22 protein-coding genes are annotated in these 24,511 nt (G+C 61.3%); 14 read left to right on the top strand and 8 right to left on the bottom strand.

All coding sequences use genetic code 11. The annotated features are described in order from the left end of the window. The first annotated feature begins 24 nt into the window (after positions 1-24). On the top strand, positions 25-993 hold the full coding sequence (locus S101446_RS08060; RefSeq protein WP_087608068.1) for a D-2-hydroxyacid dehydrogenase: 969 nt from the start codon (positions 25-27) through the stop codon (positions 991-993). 46 nt (positions 994-1,039) lie between these two features. Here S101446_RS08060 and S101446_RS08065 read toward each other — a convergent pair whose 3' ends face one another. From S101446_RS08065 to S101446_RS08075, 3 genes are all read right to left on the bottom strand, one after another. Next, entirely contained in the window at positions 1,040-2,257 is a 1,218-nt protein-coding gene (locus tag S101446_RS08065) for an MFS transporter (RefSeq protein WP_087608069.1), read from the bottom strand. A 23-nt stretch (positions 2,258-2,280) separates the two neighbouring features. Beyond that, positions 2,281-2,676, bottom strand: a complete 396-nt coding sequence (locus tag S101446_RS08070; protein WP_087608070.1) for a GlcG/HbpS family heme-binding protein — start codon at positions 2,674-2,676, stop codon at positions 2,281-2,283. A gap of 93 nt (positions 2,677-2,769) precedes the next feature. Beyond that, positions 2,770-3,498, bottom strand: a complete 729-nt coding sequence (locus tag S101446_RS08075; RefSeq protein WP_408884610.1) for an IclR family transcriptional regulator — start codon at positions 3,496-3,498, stop codon at positions 2,770-2,772. A 188-nt stretch (positions 3,499-3,686) separates the two neighbouring features. On the opposite strand from S101446_RS08075, the gene S101446_RS08080 reads away from it, so the two are divergent. Further along, positions 3,687-4,139 carry an Rrf2 family transcriptional regulator gene (locus S101446_RS08080; protein WP_087608851.1) on the top strand — a complete coding sequence of 151 codons (453 nt, stop codon included), beginning with the start codon at positions 3,687-3,689 and terminating at the stop codon, positions 4,137-4,139. Positions 4,140-4,379: 240 nt separating this feature from the next. Beyond that, a complete protein-coding gene (locus tag S101446_RS08085) occupies positions 4,380-5,771 on the top strand; it encodes an NAD-dependent succinate-semialdehyde dehydrogenase (RefSeq protein WP_019084623.1) in 1,392 nt (463 codons plus the stop codon). Positions 5,772-6,382: 611 nt separating this feature from the next. On the opposite strand, the gene S101446_RS08090 is transcribed toward S101446_RS08085, so the two are convergent. The 3 genes from S101446_RS08090 to S101446_RS08100 are packed head-to-tail and all read right to left on the bottom strand — an operon-like array spanning position 6,383 to position 10,024. Beyond that, on the bottom strand, positions 6,383-7,753 hold the full coding sequence (locus tag S101446_RS08090; RefSeq protein WP_087608072.1) for a cytochrome c: 1,371 nt from the start codon (positions 7,751-7,753) through the stop codon (positions 6,383-6,385). Beyond that, positions 7,746-9,383: a GMC family oxidoreductase gene (locus S101446_RS08095; protein WP_087608073.1), complete on the bottom strand. Its 1,638-nt coding sequence runs from the start codon at positions 9,381-9,383 to the stop codon at positions 7,746-7,748. The genes S101446_RS08090 and S101446_RS08095 overlap by 8 nt, the downstream gene beginning before the upstream one ends. Before the next feature lie 17 nt (positions 9,384-9,400). Next, the gene (locus S101446_RS08100; RefSeq protein WP_244184113.1) at positions 9,401-10,024 is read right to left on the bottom strand and encodes a sorbitol dehydrogenase family protein; all 624 of its coding nucleotides are present in this window, start codon (positions 10,022-10,024) and stop codon (positions 9,401-9,403) included. 611 nt (positions 10,025-10,635) lie between these two features. On the opposite strand from S101446_RS08100, the gene S101446_RS08110 reads away from it, so the two are divergent. Continuing rightward, positions 10,636-11,739 carry a glycerophosphodiester phosphodiesterase family protein gene (locus S101446_RS08110; RefSeq protein WP_087608076.1) on the top strand — a complete coding sequence of 368 codons (1,104 nt, stop codon included), beginning with the start codon at positions 10,636-10,638 and terminating at the stop codon, positions 11,737-11,739. A gap of 11 nt (positions 11,740-11,750) precedes the next feature. On the opposite strand, the gene S101446_RS08115 is transcribed toward S101446_RS08110, so the two are convergent. Together S101446_RS08115 and S101446_RS08120 are read right to left on the bottom strand one after the other, a co-directional pair. Continuing rightward, the gene (locus S101446_RS08115) at positions 11,751-12,569 is read right to left on the bottom strand and encodes an FTR1 family iron permease (protein ID WP_019084628.1); all 819 of its coding nucleotides are present in this window, start codon (positions 12,567-12,569) and stop codon (positions 11,751-11,753) included. Positions 12,570-12,571: 2 nt separating this feature from the next. Further along, entirely contained in the window at positions 12,572-12,913 is a 342-nt protein-coding gene (locus S101446_RS08120; RefSeq protein ID WP_026019530.1) for a cupredoxin domain-containing protein, read from the bottom strand. Between the two features lie 199 nt (positions 12,914-13,112). On the opposite strand from S101446_RS08120, the gene hmpA reads away from it, so the two are divergent. The 10 genes from hmpA (at position 13,113) to S101446_RS08170 (ending at position 24,328) form a co-directional block, all read left to right on the top strand. Next, positions 13,113-14,321: an NO-inducible flavohemoprotein gene (gene hmpA / locus S101446_RS08125; RefSeq protein WP_087608077.1), complete on the top strand. Its 1,209-nt coding sequence runs from the start codon at positions 13,113-13,115 to the stop codon at positions 14,319-14,321. A 2-nt stretch (positions 14,322-14,323) separates the two neighbouring features. Further along, on the top strand, positions 14,324-14,692 hold the full coding sequence (locus S101446_RS08130; RefSeq protein WP_019090475.1) for a DUF488 domain-containing protein: 369 nt from the start codon (positions 14,324-14,326) through the stop codon (positions 14,690-14,692). Between the two features lie 230 nt (positions 14,693-14,922). Further along, entirely contained in the window at positions 14,923-15,618 is a 696-nt protein-coding gene (locus S101446_RS08135) for a glutathione S-transferase family protein (RefSeq protein WP_208620490.1), read from the top strand. A 92-nt stretch (positions 15,619-15,710) separates the two neighbouring features. Beyond that, entirely contained in the window at positions 15,711-17,333 is a 1,623-nt protein-coding gene (locus tag S101446_RS08140) for an ABC-F family ATP-binding cassette domain-containing protein (RefSeq protein ID WP_087608079.1), read from the top strand. Between the two features lie 72 nt (positions 17,334-17,405). After that, entirely contained in the window at positions 17,406-19,778 is a 2,373-nt protein-coding gene (locus S101446_RS08145; protein WP_087608080.1) for a heavy metal translocating P-type ATPase, read from the top strand. Between the two features lie 79 nt (positions 19,779-19,857). Next, the gene (locus S101446_RS08150; RefSeq protein WP_010506923.1) at positions 19,858-20,196 is read left to right on the top strand and encodes a metal-sensitive transcriptional regulator; all 339 of its coding nucleotides are present in this window, start codon (positions 19,858-19,860) and stop codon (positions 20,194-20,196) included. Between the two features lie 288 nt (positions 20,197-20,484). After that, positions 20,485-20,868: a hypothetical protein gene (locus tag S101446_RS08155; protein ID WP_048851382.1), complete on the top strand. Its 384-nt coding sequence runs from the start codon at positions 20,485-20,487 to the stop codon at positions 20,866-20,868. A gap of 60 nt (positions 20,869-20,928) precedes the next feature. After that, positions 20,929-22,758 (top strand): copper resistance system multicopper oxidase, encoded by a 1,830-nt coding sequence (locus S101446_RS08160; RefSeq protein ID WP_087608081.1) that lies wholly within the window; start codon positions 20,929-20,931, stop codon positions 22,756-22,758. Continuing rightward, positions 22,755-23,567 carry a copper resistance protein B gene (locus S101446_RS08165; protein ID WP_087608082.1) on the top strand — a complete coding sequence of 271 codons (813 nt, stop codon included), beginning with the start codon at positions 22,755-22,757 and terminating at the stop codon, positions 23,565-23,567. Before S101446_RS08160 ends, S101446_RS08165 begins: the two co-directional genes overlap by 4 nt. 191 nt (positions 23,568-23,758) lie before the next feature. Beyond that, complete coding sequence (locus S101446_RS08170; RefSeq protein ID WP_244184115.1) at positions 23,759-24,328, top strand: hypothetical protein; 570 nt, start codon at positions 23,759-23,761, stop codon at positions 24,326-24,328. The last annotated feature ends 183 nt before the right edge of the window (positions 24,329-24,511 follow it).

Here is a 24,511-nt window from a genome sequence, read left to right on the forward strand (position 1 = left end):
CCATCCCCTGAGAGGATAGTGGCCGTGAGCCAGATACAAAGCCCCAACCAGACCATCTATGTCGCGCATGAATATTACGACATCCGCGCGGAACTGGAAAAACGCCCCGGCAGTCCGCCCTGCGTGCAGGTCCGGACATTCGCGCAACTGGAACAGATCATACCGCAGGCGGAAATACTGGTGATATCCATGTTATGGCGCGATAGCCTGCTGGAGCGCGCGCCTCGGCTGAAACTGATACAGTCCATCAGTTCCGGGGTGGAGCAGTTTGACCTGGAACAGATCAGGACACGCGACATCCACCTGTGCAATGCACGTGGGGCAAATGCCGCCGTGGTTGCCGAACATGCGCTCGCCCTGATGCTCAGCCTGTCACGCCGCCTGTATGAGGCACGGGACAACCAGCACCGCGCCCACTGGTCGGGCACTGGCATGGACGACCGCCCCCGCCTGCAGGAACTGACTGGCAAAACGGTGCTGATAATAGGCATGGGCACCATTGGCGACCGGCTGGCGCGGATCTGTCTGGCGCTGGGCATGCAGGTCAGGGGCATGCGCCACAGTTCCCGCCCGCTCGATGTGCCGGGTGTTACGCAGGTCATGGCCAGCGACCTGCATGCCGCCATGGGCCAGGCCGATCATATCGTGCTGACCTGTCCCCTGACCCCGCAGACCGAAGGATTGATGAACCAGCGCGCCTTTGCCGCCATGAAGCGCGACGCCTGCCTGATCAACGTGGCGCGCGGGCGGGTCGTGGATGAAAGCGCCCTGATCGCCGCCCTGCGCACGAACGCCATCGCGGGCGCGGCCCTCGATACCTATGCGGATGAACCGCTGCCATCCACTTCCCCGCTCTGGCAACTGCCCAACCTGGTCATGACCAGCCATGTCGCGGGAGAGACGCAGTTCTATGAACGCAATGTCGTGGATATCCTGCTGGACAATACCAGGGCGCTGGAAACCGGCGGCCCGTTGCGTAACCAGATTGTATGAAGAAGTTTTTTTGAAAAAGGCGATACCCGGAAACTGTTATTACTTTTCAGATGCTTGCCCTGACATGCTTTTTCAGCATGAGCAGGGCAAGCAGGTACACAATCAGTCCACCTGCCGAAAACAGCGCCCCACCCCAGCCCAGCGCACCATAACCGAACTGCCGCGCCAGCAGGAAGCTGCCCCCGGCCGCCCCCACGGCATTGGCGATATTGAACGCGGAATGATTGAGGGAGGCCGCAAGCGTCTGCGCATCCCCCGCAAAGTCCATCAGGCGTGTCTGCAACGCCGGCCCAAGCGCATTGACGAAGGTTGGCACCAGGAACACGTCAACCATCAGGGCGATCTGGCTGTGCAGGATATAGGGAAACACCAGCATGGCCGCCGCACTGCCCGCCAGCGCGATCAGTGCGGCAAGATCAAGGTTGCGGTCCACCAGCCATGCGCCCGCATTCGCGCCCGCCAGCATGCCCGCGCCCCACACCACCATATACACCATGGATTCCCATTCGGGCACATGGGTCACGTTCTGCAGCACGCTGGTCAGGTAGGTATAGATCGTAAACATGCCGCCAAAGCCGATTGCCGCGGTCAGCAATGTCAGCAGCACCTGCACGTTGCCCATCGCGCTGACTTCCCTGAAGGGGGAATTCTGCCGGTTTGGCGGATCGGCAGGAATATAGCGCCATACCCCCAGGAACGTGACGAAACCCAGAATGGCGATCGTAAGATACGCCATGCGCCAGCCCAGGTGATTGGCGGCGAATGTTGAAAACGGCGCGCCGATCAGGGTCGCAATGGCGATACCCGACAGCACCCGCCCCACGGCCCAGCCGCGTCGCGCACGTTCCACCATGGATGCGCCAACCAGCGCGGAAATCCCGAACAGCGCCCCATGCGGCAGGCCGGTAATGAAACGCGCGACTTCCACCAGTCCGGGCGTCGGCATGACGATGCTCAGGATATTCCCGAAACAGAACAGCAGCAGCAAAACCAGCAGCAGTTCACGCCGCGAAAGCCGCGCGCCCAGAATGGTGATGAGCGGCGCACCGATCACCACACCCAGCGCATAGGCGGTGATGACATAACCGGCATCGGCCACGGACAGCCTGAGGGACGTGGCGAATTCCGGCAGCATGCCCATGATGGCGAATTCCCCCGTCCCGACGACAAACGTGCCAAACGTCAGGATGAAGAAAGCGGCGGTTTTCCCGTGCGGGGGCGCAACCTGCGTGATCGCGCCCCCGGCCTGCGTGTTATCTGACATGACGCATCATCCAAAAAGGGCAATCAGGCGGCTGGCTGCGCGGCGGCACGGGCAATGGCGATGTCGTCTTCCGTACTGGCACCTGACACGCCGATCGCGCCCAGCACGCTGCCATCCGCCCCCTTCAGCACGACACCACCACCGAAGCTGGTCAGGCCACCATTGGTGTTTTCCAGGCTGTAGGCCGCGCCACCCGGCTGCGCGATCGTGGCGAATACGGCGCTGTCCATCTGGAACAGGACGGCCGTGCGGGCCTTCTTCTGGCTGACCTCGATCGCACCGAGCGGACAGCCATCCATACGGATGAAGGCCACGGGCCACGCCGCCGCATCCATGATGGAAATACTGACCGTAACGCCCAGACGCGCCGCCTCTGACCGGGCGGCGTCAAGCAGGGACATGGCATGGGAAAGCTGCACTGTGAAAAAACCCTCTGTCTCGCGAAGAATAAGAGACAGGTTAGACACACGCTGGCGGAATGGAACATGCAAAGACGTGACCGCGTCATTTCTTCAACATTGTTGAACAGATGCCTGTTCCACATGCCGCATCATCATCCACCCCAGCCGCACAAGACGCGCGCGGGACAGGCGTGACGCCGGGCCGGTCAGGCCGATGCTGGCGCGGACTTCCCCCTGTTCGCGCCACGGAATGGCGACACAGTTCCAGCCGGGGCGGCAGGCCCCGGTATCAATCGCGTAGCCCTGCACCCTGACCGCCTCGATCCGGGTCAGGGTCAGGGCGTCCAGCGCGCCGACGCGCGTCGCCATGACCCGTTTGCGCAGGCCGGGCACGAACGCAAGGAACACCAGCCCCACGGCGGAGCCTTCAAGCTGTTCATGCAGCGGTGGCCTGCCGTTGGCTGCCCCGTCACCGCCTTCGAATACCTCCAGATACGCTGCTTCGTCCCCGCTGGGCACGGCCAGGTAGACGGTCATGCCACTGTCGCGTGCAATCGCCTGCATGACGGGACGCAGCCGTGCCCGCAGGGCATTGTCGTCGCCCGCGATGCGCGCAAGGTTCAGGATACGCCCACCCAGATGGTAGCGCACATCCCCATGCCTGCGCTGCACATATCCCAGATGGTCAAGGGTCTGGAGGATGTTGTGCGCCGTCGTCTTGCCCAGTCCCGATATCTCGGCAATTTCCTGCAGCCGTGCGCGACCGCCCTTCTGTGCGATGATTTCCAGGATGGCGGCTGACCGTTCAATGGACTGGATCAATCGGGGTGTCTTTTCCACGGGCGATACGTTTCCAGCCATATCAGGGACATCCTCCCTGCTTTTGCAGTATGCTGTCAGGTTCCGGACCGGAATGATCCCTACAGGATTTCGTCACCCCGGAATAACCTGGAACAGAACGGAAATCTGTCGAGTTATATTGTTCCATGGGTCTGGCAAAAATATGCAGATCGTATATATCTTCTTTCATGCGCCTGACCCTGCATACAGATTACGCCCTACGGACACTGATCTATCTGGGGATCCATACGGATCGCCTGACGTCCATCCGTGAAGTGGCACAGGCCTATGGCATTTCGGAAAACCATCTTGTCAAGATCATACACAAGCTGGGTCAGGCGGGTTTTGTCGAAACCATCCGGGGCCGTAATGGCGGCCTGAAGCTGGGACGGCCGGCGGCCTCCATCGTGCTGGGGGACGTGGTGCGCCACACGGAAGAAGACATGGCGCTGGTCACATGCATGCACCCCACGGAAACAGGCAGCAAGGCCACCAGCTGTATCCTGGCGGATGTCTGTCGCCTGCGGGGCGTACTGGGAGAGGCCCTCGGCTCCTTTATCGCCGTCATGGACCATTATACGCTTGCTGATGTCATAACAGACCAGGAACGCCAGCGCCTGCGTCGTCCCCTGCCCGCCTGACCTCCATATTCCCGTTGGGGGTGTGGAATGAACTCCATTTTACAATTCCACTCCAACCGGGGCCGGCCCCCGGCATAACAGCGAGAAAACCGGCGGCTTTTCCCTGTCCCGCATATTCCGCCTCCATGCGGGACAATGATTTTTTGCACGTTTCAAGGGTTGGTGATACCTGAAACGATTCTTGCACGCCTGCTGGTGAAATATATACTTCTTGAAGAAACTCTGAGGAACCTACTGCCAATGGCTTATGCTACGACCAACCCTTATACTGGCGAGACGCTCGAGACGTTTCCCAATGCCACGGATCAGGAAGTCCAGACCGCACTGACCGAAGCATACGACGTCTTCAAGACATGGCGGCATACGTCCTTTGCCGAACGCGCGAAGGTCATGACGGCGGCAGGCCAGATCCTGCGCCGTGATATCGACAAATACGCCCGCCTGGCGACGCTGGAAATGGGCAAGACCTTTGCCGAGGCAAAGGCCGAGACCATCCTGTCTGCCGAAATCTTTGAATACTACGCAACACATGCCGAACGCCTGCTGGCGCCGGAAAAGCTGCCGGTCGCGGATCCGAAGGAAGGCGACGCCATCCTGATCCATCAGCCGCAGGGCATCGTCTTTGCGATCGAACCGTGGAACTTCCCGTACTACCAGATCGCCCGCATCATCGCGCCGCAGCTTTCGGCCGGTAACACGGTGCTGCTCAAGCATGCTTCCAACGTGCCGCAGTGCGCGGCGGCTTTCGACAGCCTGATGGCGGAAGCCGGCCTGCCCAAGGGCGGGTTCCGCAACCTGTATGCCGCGCGCCACCACACGGAAATGATCCTGAGCGACCCGCGCGTGTGCGGTGTTGCCCTGACCGGTTCCGAAGGTGCAGGGACCATCATCGCGGGCGTCGCGGCCAAGGCGCTGAAGAAATCCACCATGGAACTGGGCGGTTCCGACGCCTTCGTGGTGCTGGATGACGCTGATCTGGAAAAGACCGTGAAATGGGCCGTTTTCGGTCGTCACTGGAACGCTGGCCAGGTCTGCGTGTCCGCCAAGCGCCTGATCGTGGCCGACGCCATTTATGACAAGTTTGTCGAGCTGTACAAGAAGGGCGTGGCCGAACTGAAGGCTGGCGACCCGATGGACCCGACCACCACGCTGGCGCCGCTGTCCTCGCAGAAAGCGGCTGACGACCTGATGGCGCAGGTTGAAGAAGCCAAGAAGCATGGTGCGGTTGTTGAAACCATCGGCGCGCCGGTACCCGAAAAGGGCGCCTTCTTCCGTCCGCTGCTGATGACCAACCTGCACAAGGACAACGAAGCCCGTCACTGGGAATTCTTCGGCCCGGTCACCCAGCTGTACCGTGCGAAGGATGATGCGGACGCCATCCGTATCGCCAATGACTCCCCCTACGGGCTGGGCGGCGCTGTCTTTACGCGCGACACCCAGCGCGGCGTGAAAGTGGCCGAACAGATCTATACCGGCATGGTGTATGTCAACCATCCGACCATGGTGAAGGCCGACCTGCCCTTCGGCGGTGTCGCCCGTTCGGGCTATGGCCGCGAACTGATCGGCCTTGGCATCAAGGAATTCGTCAATCACAAGCTGATTGATGTCGTGGATATCGACGCCCCGTTCTGATCGGGTCAATATTCCCGGACACGCGGCCTGTCATGAAGACAGGCCGCGCCACTGGCTGACCCGCAAGGCAGCCGGTGGCCTGTCTGGCTTCCTTTTGCCAGACACCTTAATTTCCCTGTTGATTTACAATACAGAATAACCATCCATTTCCATTTTATGTAAAACTTATCCAGTTACATAAAAAACGGATGCCTCCAGCCCCATGAAATACATGGCTCATGCGCATCCTGAGGTGGCGCCATGCATCATGTACAAAGCAACAACCCGCAATCAGACTGTCAGGGGCAGTCCTGTATTGCCGTATGATTTCCGCGTGGATCGCGCGATGTGTGGGTCAGGGCAATGTTTTTTTACGGCAGATAACAGGAACCTGCCTTTTGGATTTTCAGGAAAAGGCGACGTTTCCTGAAGCCTCCTGAAAAAAGCTGCGCCAAAAACTTCTTTATGATCTGCCGGATATCATGATGGGAAGCTTTTGAAACAGTCTCTCGATCAGATCGGGAAACATTATAAATAACCATGCCTGATGACGGGCATAACCGAACAAAAAAATCCCGACAGCCCTTGCGCCATATCATGCGGCGTTAGGCCTGTCGGGATTTCGTATCATGTTACGGCGTCTTGGGAAGCTGCTTGCGCATCTTTTCAACCTGGTCCGGCGTCACCCCATGGTCGCCGCTGCCAAACGTGGAGGTCACGTAATTGACCAGAGCCGCGATCTCGGTATTGCTCAGCCGCTGCACGTCGGAACCATGGTCAAAGCCGGGCATGTAGGCATGCAGGCCGCCGGCAGTCCGGTCCACACCGTTCAGGACGGTCATGATCAGGTCATCCGGATGCGCGGATCCCACAACCGAATTATGGAACAGCGACGGCGCGTAATGGTCACTGGTGCCCGCCCCGTCACCACCATGACAGGCGGCACAGTTCGCATCATAAATATGCGGGCCGGTCATTTCATCAAGCTTGTCGATCCGTGTCAGTTCGCCCGAACGGATATCCGGCACATCAAGCGCCTGCCCGAACTGCGCACGGGGACTATGTTCCGCCTCATCTTCCTTGGCCGGGACCTGAAGGATGTAGGCGGCAAGGGCATGCAGGTCATCATCGGTCAGGTGGCTGGTGCTGTGTTCAACCGCCTCACCCATCGGCCCTGCGGCCTGGCTCAGACCCGCGACATGACCGGTCTTGAGATAGGTGACGAGATTATCCTCGCTCCAGGTACCGATGCCGCTTGTCTTGCTCGACGTGATGTTGGGCGCATACCAGCCCAGAAGCGGCGCACCGGCAAGGTAGCTGTCCTGCTCCTCGCTCAGCATCATGTTGCGCGGCGTATGGCAGGTGCCACAATGTTCAAGCGCATTGGCCAGGTACCTGCCACGACGCATCTTGTCATACGTGGCGGAATCCCCGGTTTCGGGCGAGACACTGCCCGCGACAAGGTTCCACACCGCCATGGTGATACGCAGATTGGCGGGGAAGTTCAGTTCCGTCACCGGCGGCGTTACGGCAACCGGCTTCACCCCATGCATGAACCAGGCATACATGGCCTTCACATCATCATCCGTCATGCCGGAATAGGACACATACGGCATTGCGGGATAAAGGCGGCTGCCATCGCGGCGGATGCCGTGGCGCACGGCCTTTTCAAAATCCTCTTCGGTATATTTTCCGATGCCATGGTCGGGGTCGGGCGTGATGTTGGTCGAAACGACATCACCCATGGGCGTGGTAATGCGCAGCCCCCCGGCAAAGGCCTTGCCACCCGGCGCGGTATGACAGGCGACACAGTCACCGGCCGTCGCGATATATTCGCCACGCGCCAGAAGGTCCGCCGAAGGGGCGGCCGGTGCGGCGGCTGCCGGGGCCGCCGGCGGAGTCTCCGCAGGGTCATCCGCCCGCGCAGGCATTGCGGACAGGGAAGCAAGGGCAGTACCCGTGACCAGAACCGACCACAGGATCTTGCGTTTAACGTCAGGCATGGGTCAGTTCTTTTTTAAGTGTATCGGCAACACGCAAGGCAAGTGCTGCGACCGTCAGGGTGATGTTGCCGGTTCCGACCGATGAGAAAACGGACGAACTCGCGATGAACAGGTTTTCGTGGTCGTGTGTGCGACAGAAGCCGTCAACCACGGAATCCTTGGGGTCGGTGCCCATGATGGTACTGCCGGCGGGATGATCCTGCGGGAAGTAACCCGGTGTCCACTGTTCATCCGTGCCATGCATGAGACCGATCAGGTCCTTGAACAGGCCACGGGTATGTTCGCAGCTTTTCACCGTATATTCAGGCAGCTTGTAATAGACTTCCGGGTGGGGAATGCCCAGCGCGTCCTTGTATGTGGCACTCAGGGTCAGCCGGTTTTCGGGATCGGCCAGCCCTTCGTTATGGCTGAACAGCCGCACGGTATGGGAAGCAAGATAGCGGATCTGCTCCTCCAGTTCCCTGCCGACATACCCCTTGGAAATGGCAAGTGCGGTTGCAAGGTCCACCTGGTTGTCATCAACCATGTGCACCAGGTACGCACCGCGTTCATTGCGCCAGTTCCCATCACGGAAATTGTCGATCACGTTGGTTTCAAGCGGGCCACGGCCGGGCCACAGCGCCTTGTCACCACTGATGAACGTGACCTGCACACCGGTATGGTCCATCATGTTGCGACCGACATGGCCGGAACTGTTGGCGATGCCGTCGGGGCTCTGTTCATCGGCCGAGTACAGCATGAGCTTCGCGGTTTCGATGCAGTGCGCCGCAATGACGAAATACTTGCCGGTCACACGGTGCGATCCCTTCTCGGGGTCGTAATAATGCACGGCGGTGACACGCTTGTTCGCGCTGTCACGTTCAATCCGGTACACCACCGCGTTGGGGACGAACTTCGCACCCGCCGCCTCGGCATGATAGACGGAATAGCTGCCGTTATACATCGCCCCGATGGGGCAGATCGGCATGCAGTTGTTATGTCCCTCGCAGGTCGGGCGGTTGTCATAGGGCCGCGTGTTGCGGGCCTGCGGTTCATGCACGACGCGATACGGGGTCTTTTCACGGATCAGGTTGCGAAACTGCTCCGCGGCATAGGAAATGGGCAGCGCATCCATCGGATAGGGCTGCCTGCGTGGCGAACCGAGGTCTTCCACCGCCGGGTCCGGGCCACAGACGCCCATCATGACCTCGGCCTGGTAATAGAACGGCTCGAGATCGTCATATTTCAGCGCCCAGTCACGGCCCTGTCCATAACGGGTCTTCAGTTCAAAGTCCGACGGCAGGTAACGCCATGCGCACCCGGCCCAGTGCCATGTCGTGCCACCCATCATGCGCAGGTAGACCTGCTGGTAGGCTTCGGCATCCGGCCCGGTCGTGTGCAGGTACTTGTTGGGCGTTATCTGGTTGGGCGGATGTTCGGCCCAGGGCACGCAGGGAAAGGGCCCCTGATAGGAGGGCTTGTTTTCCAGGTTGCGGAAATTATCGACAAAATGCTGGCGGTCGACACGGGGGCCGGCTTCCAGCACGATGACGGAAATACCCGCGCGCGCCAGTTCATTGGCAATGGAACTGCCAGCGACGCCGGATCCGACGATCACGACGTCTGCGGAAAGGTCTTGTTCGGAAGGCATGGGGGATGCTCCGGATATCAGGTGGGTTCTACAACGAATTTCGAAGGCGAAAGGGCAGGCTCGCCAGTTGGAACGGCCACTTCCGGTGGGGTCTGGGTCCAGTAGAACGGCCCGCCCGCAGCATAGGTCTTGGGATAGATGGCATCCTTGGTGATGTCGAACATCAGCGCGGATCGGTACACAACCACCTTTTCATCGGCGACACCACGGTACCATGCCGTCATGATGTCATGAATGACATCCTTGAACGCGACATCGCTGTGTTCCGCGGCCCTGGCCAGTTCGCGGGCGCTGTCGAATTTACCGCCCGCCATCAGGTCATGCAGCTTCTGCATCTGGTCACGGCGTTCAGGCGTTGCCTTAATGATGCGGGCGTACAGCGCGCTGCTGATACGCTCATCCAGCACGTCACGGTCGGTCAGACGGCGCGAGAGCGCAAGGAACAGCGGCGCGACCGCATCCTGCGCCCCTGCATCAGGGGTGGCGGCAATGCCCCGGCCCGCGCCAAGCACCACGGCGGCGGCCCCCATCGCACCCAGCAGCACATCGCGACGCGACATGCGCAATGCGCGGTTCATCCGTATGGCATTGGGGGTGGACAGGTGGATACTGGTGGGAAAACTGGGCTGGTCTGCAGCCATCTGGCGTCGCCTCTCATGCATGTTGGTCCAGCAGGAATGCCGGAAAACAGGCATGACCGTGCGGGATGCAATAATGCCATCACCGATACCGCCACTCACGCCGGGTCTGCAACCTTTTATACTCCCATATTAACGTATAGCAGATTCACGTTCAGCGAGTAAAAGCGGCGAAACCGCTATACAGACATGTTTTGTAAAGACATCTGCCCCCGTTAAATATGTCACGCACTGCAAAGTCGATCACATATCATTTATGCCATCCCACGCAGGACGCCACCGGGGCTTGAACAATACCGGGCAGCACATGACAAACATGCACATGTCGTGCATAATTACTTTCCCATGACAAGAGAACTGCATTCCGGCAATACGCATTTCCATGTATTGCCGTGCCGGTATCATTTATTCATTCAGGAACCGGAAATACGCGAAGCCTTGCAGGCAACCGGAATGCATCTGCCGGAACAATACTCCCCTGCCCCGATACTGGCGACGCGGAAATTCCCGACCGGATACCCATATGGGCTCCGGCCCGGTGGCATTGCAAATCCCATTGCACCGCGCGTGATCTTCCCTGACTGTTGTCCCCGCAACAGGCCGGAACTGGATTCATGCTGACACGCAGACTGATTATGACAGGCGCCCTGTCGGGCATAGCGACCATGACGGCACGCCGGGCGTTCGCCGCCCCCTCACTTGCCCCCCTGCCCTGCGTCATGGCGCATCGTGGCGCGTCTGCCCTGCGGCCCGAACACACGCTGGCCGCCTATGCCAGGGCGATCGCGGATGGCGCGGATTATATCGAACCCGACCTTGTACCCACAAAGGATGGCGTGCTGGTCGCCCGTCATGAAAGCCATATTACCGGCACCACGGATGTCGCCAGCCACCCGGAATTCGCCACGCGCCGCCGCACGCAGACCATTGACGGCGCAAGCGAAACCGGGTGGTTCACCACGGATTTCACGCTGGCCGAACTCAAGACCCTGCGTGCGCGCGAACGCCTACCCGACATACGCGCGGCCAACACGCGTTATGACGGGCATTTTGACATTCCGACCTTCGAGGAAATCATCGATTTCGTCGCCGCCGAAGCCGCAACCCGCGGGCGCATGATCGGCCTGATCCCGGAAATCAAGAACGCCACGCATTTCCACCAGCTTGGCTTTGCACCGGAAGAGACGTTCGTGCGCACCATCGCGGCGCACGAATACACCCGCTACTGCCCGCTGGAGGTCCAGTCCTTTGAAATCAGCCCCCTGCGCCTGCTGCACGGGCGGGTGCAGGCCATCAACACACAGGCGCGCCTGATGCTGCTGATGGGCGAACGCACGGAACATGTCCCCGACACGGCGGGCACCGCCACACCGCTCACCTTTGGTGATCTCATGACGGCTGAGGGCCTGCGCCACGTGCGGGATTATGCGGACGTGATCGGCCCGTCCAATGCGGACATCATACCGCGTGACGCAACCGGCGCATGGCTTGCGCCGACATCGCTGATCGATGATGCGCACCGTGCCGGCCTGCTGGTGCATTCCTATACCTTCCGGCCCGAAAACCACTTCCTGCCCGTCCACCTGCGCAATGGCGCGGGGGACAATGCGCGCAACCCGCAGGGATCAATCGCGGAAATCCGGCATTATCTGGATATGGGGCTGGATGGCTTCTTTACCGATGATCCCGCCATCGGCCGCCTTGCCCTGCGCGGCTAGGCGGCGCCCCATCAGGCACGGGCGGCAGGCCGCCTGCGCACTAGGCGGGTCGCGATGATCATGGTCGCCAGCGTCACCGCCCATGTGATGACCTGCACCCCCATGGGCCGGTCGGAATAGCCCAACAGCGCCTTGGCCGCACGCCCCACCATGCTGCCATCGGACAGCAGCCACGATGTATCCCATACCTCATAGCCAAGGGCGGGGATCAGGTCGTCCCCCGCCAGCAGGCCCGCCGCCTGGCTGGCCATGCCCGCCGCCAGAAAGGCGATCAGCAGTCCCGTCACGCTGAACAGGCGGCTGAGCGGAATGACGATCAGCCCCCGGTACAGCAGCCACGACAGCGCCGCCCCCGCCGCAATGCCCAGCGCGCCCCCCGTCAGCATGGCCGCTGGTCCGGAATGGGTCGAGACCGCAATGCCATACAGGAACAGCACGACCTCCACCCCTTCGCGCAGCACCGCCACGGCGACGACGACGGACATGGCGGCCAGCGAGCGTTCACCGGATACGACCTCTGCCCCCAGCGTCTTCATCTCACCCGCCATTTCGCGCCCGTGACGGGTCATCCACACCGTATGCCAGCCCAGCATCAGCACCGCGATGCACAGGATCGTGGCAGAAAATACGTCCTGCCCATTGCCCGACAGGGCCGCGGACAGGCTGCCCGCGAATACGGCCACGATCGCAGCCCCCGCAACACCCGCCGCAATGCCACCGGCAACCCAGCGCCCACGCCCTGGAATGCCCTGTGTCGCCGCCAGCACGATCCCGACAATCAGACCCGCTTCCATGACCTCACGAAAGACGATCAGCAGACTTCCCAGCATTCTCAGGGCTCCTGTGTCACGGTGACGGTGCCCGTCGCCTGATCGGGGTGATAGTCGTCAAAGAATTTGTAGGTGCCGGGATGCAGCGGTCCCGCATGAACGGTGATCGTGCCGCCGGAGACCACGATCTTCTCGAATTTCAGGTCGTAGCTTTCGAATTCATCCGTCGTGTCGTCATGGTTGTCCAGCACGATCAGGAAACGCTGGCCCGCCGGGACCGTGATGTGGTCGGGGGTGAAATGGTGGTCCTTCACCTCCAGGTGGACGGGATCCATCGCCCTTGCCGCCGGTGCAGGCAGGAGTGCCGCAAGCCCGACACATGACAGAACGGTTAGGTAACGCATACGGCACACTCCAATAACGCGCGCATGTTATGCGATTTATTATCACTGTCAATTACACCAACACCCGAACGCGCCCCCGTGCGCGCCAGCAATACGGATCGTGCATGAGGGATATGTGCGCCAATAAAGATATACATCGTTGACATCTTTTTAACAGCCATTAAAGGTGTTTTTATTATACATCTTAAAGGACCCGAACATGGCATCGCCCCTGGATGACAAGACCCGCAGCATCATCAAGGCCTGCGTACCCGCGCTGGAAGCGCACGGCCTGGCGATCACGACGGAAATGTATCGCCGCCTGCTGGCCAATCCGGACATCCGCGACCTGTTCAACATTTCGCACCAGAAGGATGGGGAACAGCCACGGGCGCTGGCGCTTGCGGTGCTGGCCTATGCCCGCAACATCGACAACCTTGGCGCCATGGCCGGTGCGGTCGAACGCATTGCGGAAAAGCATGTCGGGCTGAACATCCTGCCTGAACACTATCCCTATGTTGCCGATGCCCTGCTGGGCGCCATCGCCCACGTTCTGGGGGATGCGGCAACCCCCGAAATCATGGAGGCATGGGGCAAGGCCTACTGGTTCCTGGCTGAAATCCTGATCGGGCGGGAAGAACAGATTTACGTGGCCCATGCCGCGGCACCGGGTGGCTGGGTCGGCTGGCGTCCCTTCCGCGTCAGCCGCCGCGTGGCGGAAAGCGAAACCGTCACGTCGTTTGAACTGACGCCCGAAGATGGCAGGCCCGTCATGTGCCATGTGCCGGGGCAGTATCTCAGCTTTCGCCTCGACGTGCCGGGATATGGCTCGGAACGGCGGAATTACAGCATTTCTTCTGCACCCGGTTCACAGTCCTACCGCATCAGCGTCCGTCGCATCGACAATGGCGTGGTATCCGACTGGCTGCATGACAGCGTGCACGAAGGTACGGTACTGCAGGTTTCCGCCCCGGCGGGTGATTTCACGCTGGACAACCCGGTTGACGCACCCATCGTATTCCTCAGCGCAGGATCTGGCCTGACACCCTTCATATCCATGCTGGGCGCGCTGGATGCGGGTGCGGCCAGGGGCGTGCGTTACATCCACACGACCCGCACGCCCGCAACGGAAGCCTTCGGCCCCTATATCCGCGACCTTGCTGCAAGGGGCATGCTGCGCGCCGACCTGTTCTACAGCCGCGCGACACCGCAGGCGGCACAGGACGCCACGGGCGTCACCACCCATGCAGGCCGCATGACACCGACATGGCTTGCACGGGAAATCGACCGGACCGCGACCTATTATATCTGCGGCCCCGACGGCTTCATGCGTGATGCCATAGCCACGCTGAAGGCCGGTGGCGTGCCCGAAAGCCAGATCCGTTTCGAATTCTTCGGTTCGGCGGCCGATGCGACACTGGTCGGATAGGCATGGCGCACACCATTCACGTCAGGCGGATCTACGACCCGCCCGAGCCCGATGATGGCAGCCGCGTGCTGGTGGACAGGCTGTGGCCCCGTGGGGTCAGCAGGCAACGCGCCGACCTGACCATATGGCTGAAGGACATCGCCCCCAGCACCGCCCTGCGGCAGTGGTTCGGCCATGATCCGGCCCGGTGGGACGGGTTCCGGGAACGCTATATCGCGGAACTGCAGGCAAATCCCCAGCCGGTGCGGCAGTTGCTGGACATGGCGCGCGCCGGTCCCGTGACCCTGCTGTATGGCGCACGTGACACGCAGCATAACGAGGCGGTCGTGCTGGCCGCCTGCCTGCATCGCCTGCTTGACCACGCAGCCTGAACGATCCCGCCATTTCCTGTGTCATCGTGACAGAAGGCATGCCTCCCGCCCCAACCGGTCGCGGGGACATGCCTTTTTTCATGTGCAATGGCAGGGGAACCAAAGCCATGGGCGCTGCTTAGCAGAACATCGGCATCGTCCTGACCGGCACATTATTCCTGTGCCGCCGGCTGTCCGTCACAACGGGCCTGCCGGGCGGGGCCGCCTGCCAAATGGAAGGACCGCGTATCATGATTACCGTGCATCATCTGGACAATTCACGTTCCCAACGGATCCTGTGGCTGCTGGAGGAACTGGAAATTCCCTACGACATCCGGTTTTACAAACGCGACCCCAGGACCATGATGGCCCCCAAATCCCTGCGCACCATTCACCCGCTGGGCAAGGCCCCGGTCATAACGGATACGGATGGCAACGTGACGCTGGCCGAAAGCGGGGCGATCATCGAATACATCATTGATAAATATGGCAATGGCAGACTGGCGCCCGCGCGGGACACGCCCGAATACATCCGGTTCATATACTGGCTGCATTATGCGGAAGGGTCCGCCATGCCGCCGCTGCTGCTCAAGCTGATATTCGGGCTGCTGCCCAGACGCGCGCCCATGCTGCTGCGTCCCTTCGCCTTCCTGATCGCCTGCGGGGCGCAGTCACGGCTCATCAACCCGCAGGTCAAGCTGCATATGGATTACTGGGAACGCAGCCTGTCGGAAAATGAATGGTTTGCAGGCCAGGACTTTACCGCGGCCGACATCCAGATGAGCTTCCCCCTCGAGACCGCCGCCGCACGCGCCGGGGCCACCGACAGACGGCCCCACGTGGCGGCATTCCTGCGCCGCATCCATGACCGTCCCGCCTATCAGCGCGCCCTGCTGCGGGGCGGGAAATATGCCTATGCCAATGCCGGAAGCCCGCCCGTGTCGTGACAGGCGGACAGCGCGGCATGGCCCGGGTGATGGTTTACGCTCGGTGCGCGTTCGTATTAAGTGCGCGGGCATTCCCATCCGCCCGAGGTTCCATGATTCGCCTAGACAACATCACCAAGCATAATGGCCAGCGGCTGGTCTTTATCGAAGCCTCGGCCGCCCTGCAGAAGGGGGAAAAGATCGGTCTGGTCGGCCCCAACGGGGCGGGCAAGACAACCCTGTTCCGCATGATCACGGGACAGGACGAACCTGACGAGGGCAATATCCTGATCGATCGCGGGGCCACCATCGGCTTTTTCAGTCAGGACGTGGGCGAGATGGCCGGACGCAGCGCCGTGGCCGAAGTCATGGACGGCGCGGGCGCGGTGTCCGAGGTCGCGGCCGAACTGTCTGTGCTGGAAGCCGCCATGGCCGATCCCGGGCAGATGGACCAGCTTGACAGCATCCTTGAACGCTTTGGCGAGGTACAGGCCCGTTTCGAGGAACTGGGCGGTTACGCACTGGACAGCAGGGCGCGCGAGGTGCTGCACGGCCTTGGCTTCAGCCAGGAGATGATGGATGGCGACGTGGGGCGGCTTTCGGGCGGGTGGAAAATGCGCGTGGCCCTGGCGCGCATCCTGCTCATGCGGCCCGATGTCATGCTGCTGGATGAACCGAGCAACCATCTCGACCTTGAAAGCCTGATCTGGCTGGAACAGTTCCTGGCGGGTTATGATGGCGCGCTGCTCATGACATCGCATGACCGGGCTTTCATGAACCGTGTCATCAACAAGGTGATCGAGATTGATGGCGGCAGCCTGACCAGCTTTTCGGGTGATTACGAGTTTTATGAACAGCAGCGCGCCCAGAACGAAAAGCAGCAGCAGGCGCAGTTCGACCGCCAGCAGGCGGCGCTGGCCAAGGAAATCAGTTTCATCGAACGCTTCAAGGCCCGTGCCTCCCACGCGGCACAGGTACAGAGCCGTGTAAAGAAGCTGGAAAAGATCGACCGTGTCGAGCCACCCAAACGGCGGCAGGCGCTGAGTTTCGATTTCCCGCCCGCCCCGCGATCGGGCGAGGACGTGGTCAAGCTGCGCGGCGTGGACAAGCGGTATGGCGAACGCATCATCTACCACAACCTTGACCTGCTGGTGCGGCGCAGGGAGCGGTGCTGCATCCTTGGCGTCAACGGCGCGGGCAAGTCCACGCTGCTCAAACTGGTGACGGGCACGACACAGCCCGACGCCGGCACGGTAACACTGGGGGGCAGCGTGAAGATGGGGTATTTCGCCCAGCACGCCATGGACCTGCTGGATGAAAGCCGCACGGTGTTCGAAACACTGGATGATGCCTTTCCACTGGCCAGTCAGGGATCACTGCGCGCACTTGCAGGCAGCTTCGGCTTTTCGGGCGATGAGGTGGACAAAAGCTGCCGCGTGCTGTCGGGCGGTGAAAAGGCGCGGCTGGTGATGGCGCTGATGCTGTTTGACCCGCCCAATTTCCTGGTGCTGGATGAACCGACCAACCATCTGGACATCGCAACCAAGGAAATGCTCATCAACGCGCTGGCCCAATACGAGGGCACGATGCTGTTCGTATCGCACGACCGGCATTTCCTGTCCGCGCTGTCCAACCGGGTGCTGGAACTGACCCCTGACGGGATCCACCAGTATGACGGCGGCTACAGTGAATATGTCGCGCGCACCGGGCACGAAGCGCCGGGACTGCATGCCTGATCATGGCCACACATGACTTGAAAATACCATAGGGGGGTATAAATCAGGATCAGTACGCGAAGGAGTACCGCCGTGTCCCAGACCCTGAGTTTCCCCGTGGGCGGCATGTCATGTGCCGCATGCGCCGCGCGTATTGAAAAAATCCTCAACCGTCAGGACGGCGTGCAGGCATCCGTCAACTTCGCCACCGGGCGCGTGCAGGTGGTGCTGGACACGCCCGCCGCCACGATCGATGCGGTTGTCGCCGCCATCCGCAAGGCCGGTTTCACGGTGGATGAAAGCAGCGTGGACCTGTCGATCACCGGCATGTCCTGCGCGGCGTGTGCCGCGCGTATTGAAAAAATCCTCAACCGCCTGCCCCTGACACAGGCCAGCGTGAACCTGGCCACCGAACGGGCGCATATCGTATTCGTACCCGGCATTGCGGATGCGGACACCTTCATCACCCGCATTGAAAAAGCCGGTTTTGGCGCATCACTGGTAAATGACAGCGCGCCGGATGACACGCACGCCCGGCGTCTTGCCGCATGGCGGGCGGAACGCGCCCATTTCCTGCTGCTGCTGGCCCTGTCGCTGCCGTTTTTCGCGCAGATGGTGCTGATGCCATTTGGCACCATGTACATGATGTCCGGCTGGCTGCAGCTTGTACTGGCGGGCGTGGTGCAGTTCTATGGCGCGCGGCATCTGTACCAGCGCGCGTGGAATGCCGTGCGGGGTGGTGGCGCGAACATGGACGTGCTGGTGGTGATGGGGACCAGCATCGCGTACGTCTTCAGCGCAACTGTCGTGATCGCCCACCTGCACCAGCCACTGTATTTCGAGGCCAGTGTCGCGATCATCACCCTGATCTCGCTCGGCAGGCTTATGGAGGCCCGTGCGCGTGACCGGACCAGCGCGGGGCTGGAAAGCCTGCTGAAACTGCAGCCGCCGCTTGCCCATGTCCTGGTCAATGGCGCGATGGTGGACCGCCCCGTGGCGGATGTACGGGTGGGGGATATATTCGTGGTGCGCCCCGGCGAAAGCATCCCGGTTGATGGACAGGTGAGCGAAGGCACGTCCGAAGTCAACGAAGCCATGCTGACGGGGGAAAGCCTGCCAGTGCTGAAACAGGCGGGGGCCCGGGTCTTTGGCGGCACCATCAATACCAATGGCGTGCTGCGGGCCACCGCTACCGGCGTGGGGCATGACACGGCGCTGGCGCATATCGTGAAAATGGTTGAACAGGCGCAGGGGTCAAAGGCGCACGTGCAGCGACTGGTGGACCGGATATCGAATATCTTCGTGCCCACGGTCATCACCATCGCACTGGTTACGTTCGTGGTCGGCTGGCTGGTGACGGGCAATGCGACGTGGAGCCTGGTTTCCGCCGTGTCGGTACTGGTCATCGCCTGCCCGTGCTCGCTCGGGCTTGCAACGCCCACGGCCATCATGGTGGGCACGGGACTGGGCGCGCGCTGCGGCATCCTGTTCCGCAATGCGGATGCACTGGAACGCGCACAGAAGCTGACCACCATCATCATGGACAAGACCGGCACCCTGACCGAAGGCCAGCCAACCGTCAGTGACGTGGTACCCGCACCGGGCGTGGATGCCAGCAGGCTGCTCAGCGTCGCCTGCGCACTGGAGCAGGATTCCGAACACCCGCTGGCCCGCGCCATTGTCGATCACGCCACGGCGGCGGGCCTGTCGCCACTGCCTGCAAGCGATTTCCGCGCCATGCCCGGCATGGGGGTAATGGCCACGGTTGACGGCGTGCCTGCATGCCTTGGTTCCCCCCGTTTCATGGCGGATCATGGCATGACGCCCGATGATGCCGTAACGGCCCGGCTGGAACACGAAGGCCGGACTGTCATCGCAGTTGCCGCAGGCGGCCATCCTGTCGGCCATATCGCCCTGACGGACCGCCTGCGGCCCGACGCCATACGCACCGTAAGCGCACTGAAGGCAGCGGGCATCCGCGTCATGATGCTGACGGGCGACAACCCGCGCAGCGCGGCCATCGTGGCGAAACAGGCTGGCGTGGATGATTTCATGGCGGGCGTCCTGCCTGGTGACAAGGCACAGGCCGTCAGGGCCTGCCACGATCAGGGCGGCGTGGTCGGCATGGTGGGGGACGGGATCAATGATGCCCCGGCGCTGGCCGCTGCCGATGTCGGCTTCGCCATCGGCGCGGGGGCAGCCATTGCGCTGGACACGGCGGATATCGTGTTGATGAAAAGCGAACTGACCAGTGTGCTGGACGCCATTTCCCTGTCGCGCGCCACGCTGTCCAAGATCCGGCAGAACCTGTTTTTCGCTTTCATCTACAATATCCTTGGCCTGCCGCTGGCGGCCTTCGGGCTGCTCAACCCGATCGTGGCGGGGGCCGCCATGGCCATGAGTTCGGTATCGGTTGTCAGCAATTCCCTGCTGCTCAACCGCTGGAAGCCCGGCGGACGGATATGAGCAATGCCACAGCGTAGGCACATGGAATGGCTTGTGATAGCCATATGGACGCGACAGGACAAAAACGGCGAAGGCACGCATGGCAAAGCACGAAGAACTGGCGACACAACCGGCAGGCTGCGCGCATTGCGCCCCGCCCACTGACAAAAAAGTGGAACAGCCGCACAAGAAGGCCCTGATAAACCGTGTCCGCCGGATTGAGGGACAGGTGGGCGGCGTGCTGAACATGATTGAGGATGACCGTTACTGTGTCGATATCCTGACCCAGATTTCAGCGGTGAAATCGGCACTTGATGGTGTCGCCATCCAGATCCTGTCCACCCACGCCAAAGGCTGCGTGCGCCAGTCGGTCATGGATGATGGCGGGGATGAGGCGATCGAGGAAATGCTGGGCATCGTGCGCAAGCTGATCCGCTGACAAAAGACTGGCAGATGAAAATAAAAGTTTCCCGGTGTCGCCCTTTTCCAAAAAGGCGGCGTTATCCTGAAGCTTTTTGAAAAAAGCTTCACCAGAAACTGCCTTATGATTTGCATGATGGCGCAGGGGCGGGTTTCTGGAACACCCCCTGATGCCTGCATGCGCAAAACAGGCATCTGTCCTGTAATGCCTGCGCCATTACGCGGAAAAACACTTTTCTTTATGCCCCCCATGGGTATTATGCAGACACGTTCTGTTATGCGATTTGCCTGTGCGTGGGAGCCCTGAATGATCAGGACACATGGCCGGATCTGGATTGGCCTGCTGGCCTGGCTGCTGATGCAGACCGGGCTGCTGGTCGCATCCTTTCCCGCTACCGCACAGGCGCATGATGCGATGGTGCCCTGCACCGTCGCCACTGCCCCCCATTGCATGACACCGGCACAACTGACCCACATGGCGCACATGCACCATAAGGAAGGCCAGTGCTGCCATGTCCATGTCAGTTCAACCGACATGCCGACCCCACCGGCCACCCTGCTGCCCCCGCAACCCGGGGCTGGCACGCAATCCTACCTGCCACCGCCGCAGGCCCGCCTGGCGGGCGGTGACTGGCTGCGCCCCATGCGGCCACCCAAATCCCGGAACGCGCACGCGCCATCAGGCGTATGATGTACCCGCCATCCCATCGGGATGGCGGGATGTGACTGCCCTGTTTCCGGAATTTTTCCCATGTTCAATGCCTCTCGCACGCGGGACGGCCTGACACGTCGCCGTTTCGTCACGGGTCTGGGGGCGGGCGGGCTGCTTGCCGCCATGCCCCTGCCCGCTTCCGCCAGTCCCGTCACATCAGGCATGGTCCCTGCCGCATCCAGTGCGACATGGAACCTGCGTGTCGGCCGCAAACGTATCGAACTCGACCGCAAGGTCCTGCACGCTCCCTGTATCGGGGGGAATGTACCTGGTCCCATCCTGCGCTGGCGAGAGGGGGATACCGTGACCCTGAACGTCACCAACATGCTGCGGGACGAGGATACCTCCATCCACTGGCATGGCATCCGCCTGCCCACCAATATGGATGGCGTGCCGGGGCTGAGCTTTACCGGCATCCCGCCCGGTGAGACCTTCACCTACCGCTTTCCCGTCCAGCAGGGCGGAACCTATTGGTACCACAGCCATTCCGGCATGCAGGAAGCGCAGGGGCTGTACGGTGCCATCGTCATCGACCCGCGCAGTCCTGACCCGAATGCATGCGCGCGGGATTATGTCATCGTCCTGTCCGAATGGACCGACGTGTCGCCCATGGACATGATCAGCAACCTCAAGATGCAGGATGATTACTACGTTTTCCGCCAGCGCACGCTGGCGTCCCTGCCGCGTGAGGCGCGTGCGGCGGGCAGTATCGGCGCGGCGCTGAAGGACCGGCTGCAATGGTCGCGCATGCGCATGGCCGCGACCGATATTTCCGATGTCACGGGCATCATCTACACCTACCTGCTGAATGGCCATGCCCCCGACATGAACTGGAGCGGCCTGTTCCGCCCCGGCGAGCGGGTGCGGCTGCGGTTTGTCAACGCCGCGTCCATGACGTTTTTCGATATCCGTATACCCGGTCTGGAAATGCTGGTGGTCCAGGCTGACGGCAATGATGTCGAACCCGTGCCGGTGGATGAATTCCGCATCGGCGTGGCCGAAACCTATGACGTGATCGTCCAGCCACGCGACAGCCAGGCCTATACGATTTTTGCCCAGAGCGAGGACCGCACCGGCTATGCCCGTGGCACGCTGGCCCCGCAGCCCGGCATGGCCGGTCCCGTTCCCCCCATGGACCCACGCCCGGTGCGCACCATGATCGACATGGGAATGGGCGACATGAAACCCGGTGAAGACATGAAGGGCATGGATATGCCCGGCATGACGAAAAAAGACGACCGGACGGGTGACATGCACATGCCTGACATGGACCATGAGGACATGGGACAGATGGACATGGACCACATGGACCACATGGACCATGCCATGCCCGCGACGCCGGTCATGGAAGTGGATGATCCGGGTCCGCCACCCATCAATGTCGAAAACCAGAATGTCGCGAAAATGCCGGTGGACCGTCTGAGCAGCCCCGGTGACGGGCTGGAACACAATGGCCGCCGTGTGCTGGATTACCGGCAGCTACGCGCCACCCGCCCCGGTACCGACCCGCGCCCGCCATCGCGTGAAATCATCCTGCACCTGACCGGCAACATGGAACGCTACATATGGGGGTTCAATGGCCGGAAGTTTTCTGAATCCGGGCCGATCCGTCTGAAACTGGGCGAACGGGTGCGCTTCACCCTCATCAACGACACGATGATGGAACACCCCATTCACCTGCATGGCATGTGGAGCGAACTGGAAAACGGACAGGGTGACCACCGTCCCTACAAGCACACCATCATTTCCCAGCCGGGATCGCGGCTGAGCTACCTTGTCACGGTCGATGCGCCGGGCATGTGGGCCTATCACTGTCACCTGATGCTGCATATGGAACTGGGCATGTTCCGCACGGTGATCGTGGCATGAGGCGCGCGCTTCTGCTGGTGGTCCCCATCGTGACCATCATGAACATGCCTGCGCTGGCACAGATTCCCTCCACCACCACGGCCACGACAACGCAGGCGACGAAACCGACCTACCGCGCGGCCGACGCCCCGTCGTCGACACCGGTCGTTTATCTGGGCAACATGAAGCCGGTCATGGATCATGCCAGTTATTTCCATGGTATTCTGGATGAGTTCGAGGGGCGTTACGCGCCCGGCGGCTCGGATTTCCGCTGGGATGGCGAGGCATGGTACGGCACGGATTACAACCGGGTCTGGCTCAAGACCGAAGGGACGCTGGAACATGGCCGCCTGCATGATGGCGACCATGAACTGCTGTACAGCCGCGCGGTCTCGCCCTATTTCAATGTGCAGGGTGGCGTGCGCGCGGATATTGACGACGGGCCGACACGTACATGGGGCGCGCTGGGGGTGCAGGGACTGGCGCTGTATGAATTCGAATTCCAGGCAACCGCCTATGTCAGCGACCGGGGGCGGTTCGCCACCCGCATCGAAGGATCTTATGATTTCCTGCTGACCAACCGGCTGATCCTGCAGCCGCAGGCGGAATTCAACCTCTATACCAAATCCGATCCCGCACGCCAGGTTGGCGCGGGCCTGTCGGATGTCGATGCGGGATTGCGCCTGCGTTATGAAATCTGGCGCAAATTCGCGCCTTATGTCGCGGTATCCTATGCCGGCTATCTGACGCAGGCCCGCCGGATCGTGCATGACCAGCGCGGGGAGACGGGGGCGTTACGTTTTACCTTTGGCATTCGAAGCTGGTTCTGATCCACCACAAGATCCATACAACATGACGAAGGTAATTGTCGCGGCGCATTCCCGACCCTATATTTTGATGCATGGATGCATCCCGTGGTGGTGAAGGGCCTATGCCTTTCGCGTATCATGATGCAGCCATGGACCCTTCATGGTCGTGCAAAACCGTACCCATGAGTTTTTCCTGATGGAGGATTGGGAAAATGCCTATCTGTAAACCTGCCAGAACAGGCGCGTTCTGCGCGCTGGCCGCCATGCTGATGGGTGGTGGCCTTGTCACACGCCCGGCACAGGCCCAAACGCTTACGGTCATTGATGCCAGCGGGCACCCGGTGGGCGTGATCGTTCCCCGACAGGTGGAAGCCCCGCCAATGCTTGATGCGATCGACCAGATGATGGATCGCGAATTGGCCGAGATGGAAGCACGGCAGCAGCGGATGATGCGCCTGATTGACCAGGCCATGCCCAACCCGGCGGCCGCCCTGCCCACCCCTGCCCTTGATACCCGTGACGGTCACGGACAGGCCAGCATGTACCAGAGTGTCACGACCATATCATGGGACAGCAATGGCGCCCCGTGCAGCCAGACCGTGACCAGCACCAGCAATGGCCGTGCCGCCCCCGTCGTTCAGGTCGCGACCCGTGGCGATGCCGCCTGCGCCGCGAAAATGGCCCCGGCCACCAACCGGCAGGCGCCAGCCACGCGAACACAGGACCTGACCCCGGCCATGGATACGACCCCTGCACGGCAGGCCGTGGCGCATCCTTTCTGAACCAGACTGTCTCCGTGTCCCCGCCCATGCCATACCGGCATGGGCGCTTTATTGACCTGGACAGCCATCTGACAGAAAAACAGAATTTTCTGGTGAAGCTTTTTTCCAAAAAGCCCCGGGACAGGGTCATCCAGCATGCGGTTTCCGGGCATGGCGGGTATGGACGCAGCCTGTCCGTCGTCC

It is taken from the genome of Komagataeibacter europaeus (assembly GCF_002173515.1).
Lineage (GTDB): Bacteria > Pseudomonadota > Alphaproteobacteria > Acetobacterales > Acetobacteraceae > Komagataeibacter > Komagataeibacter europaeus.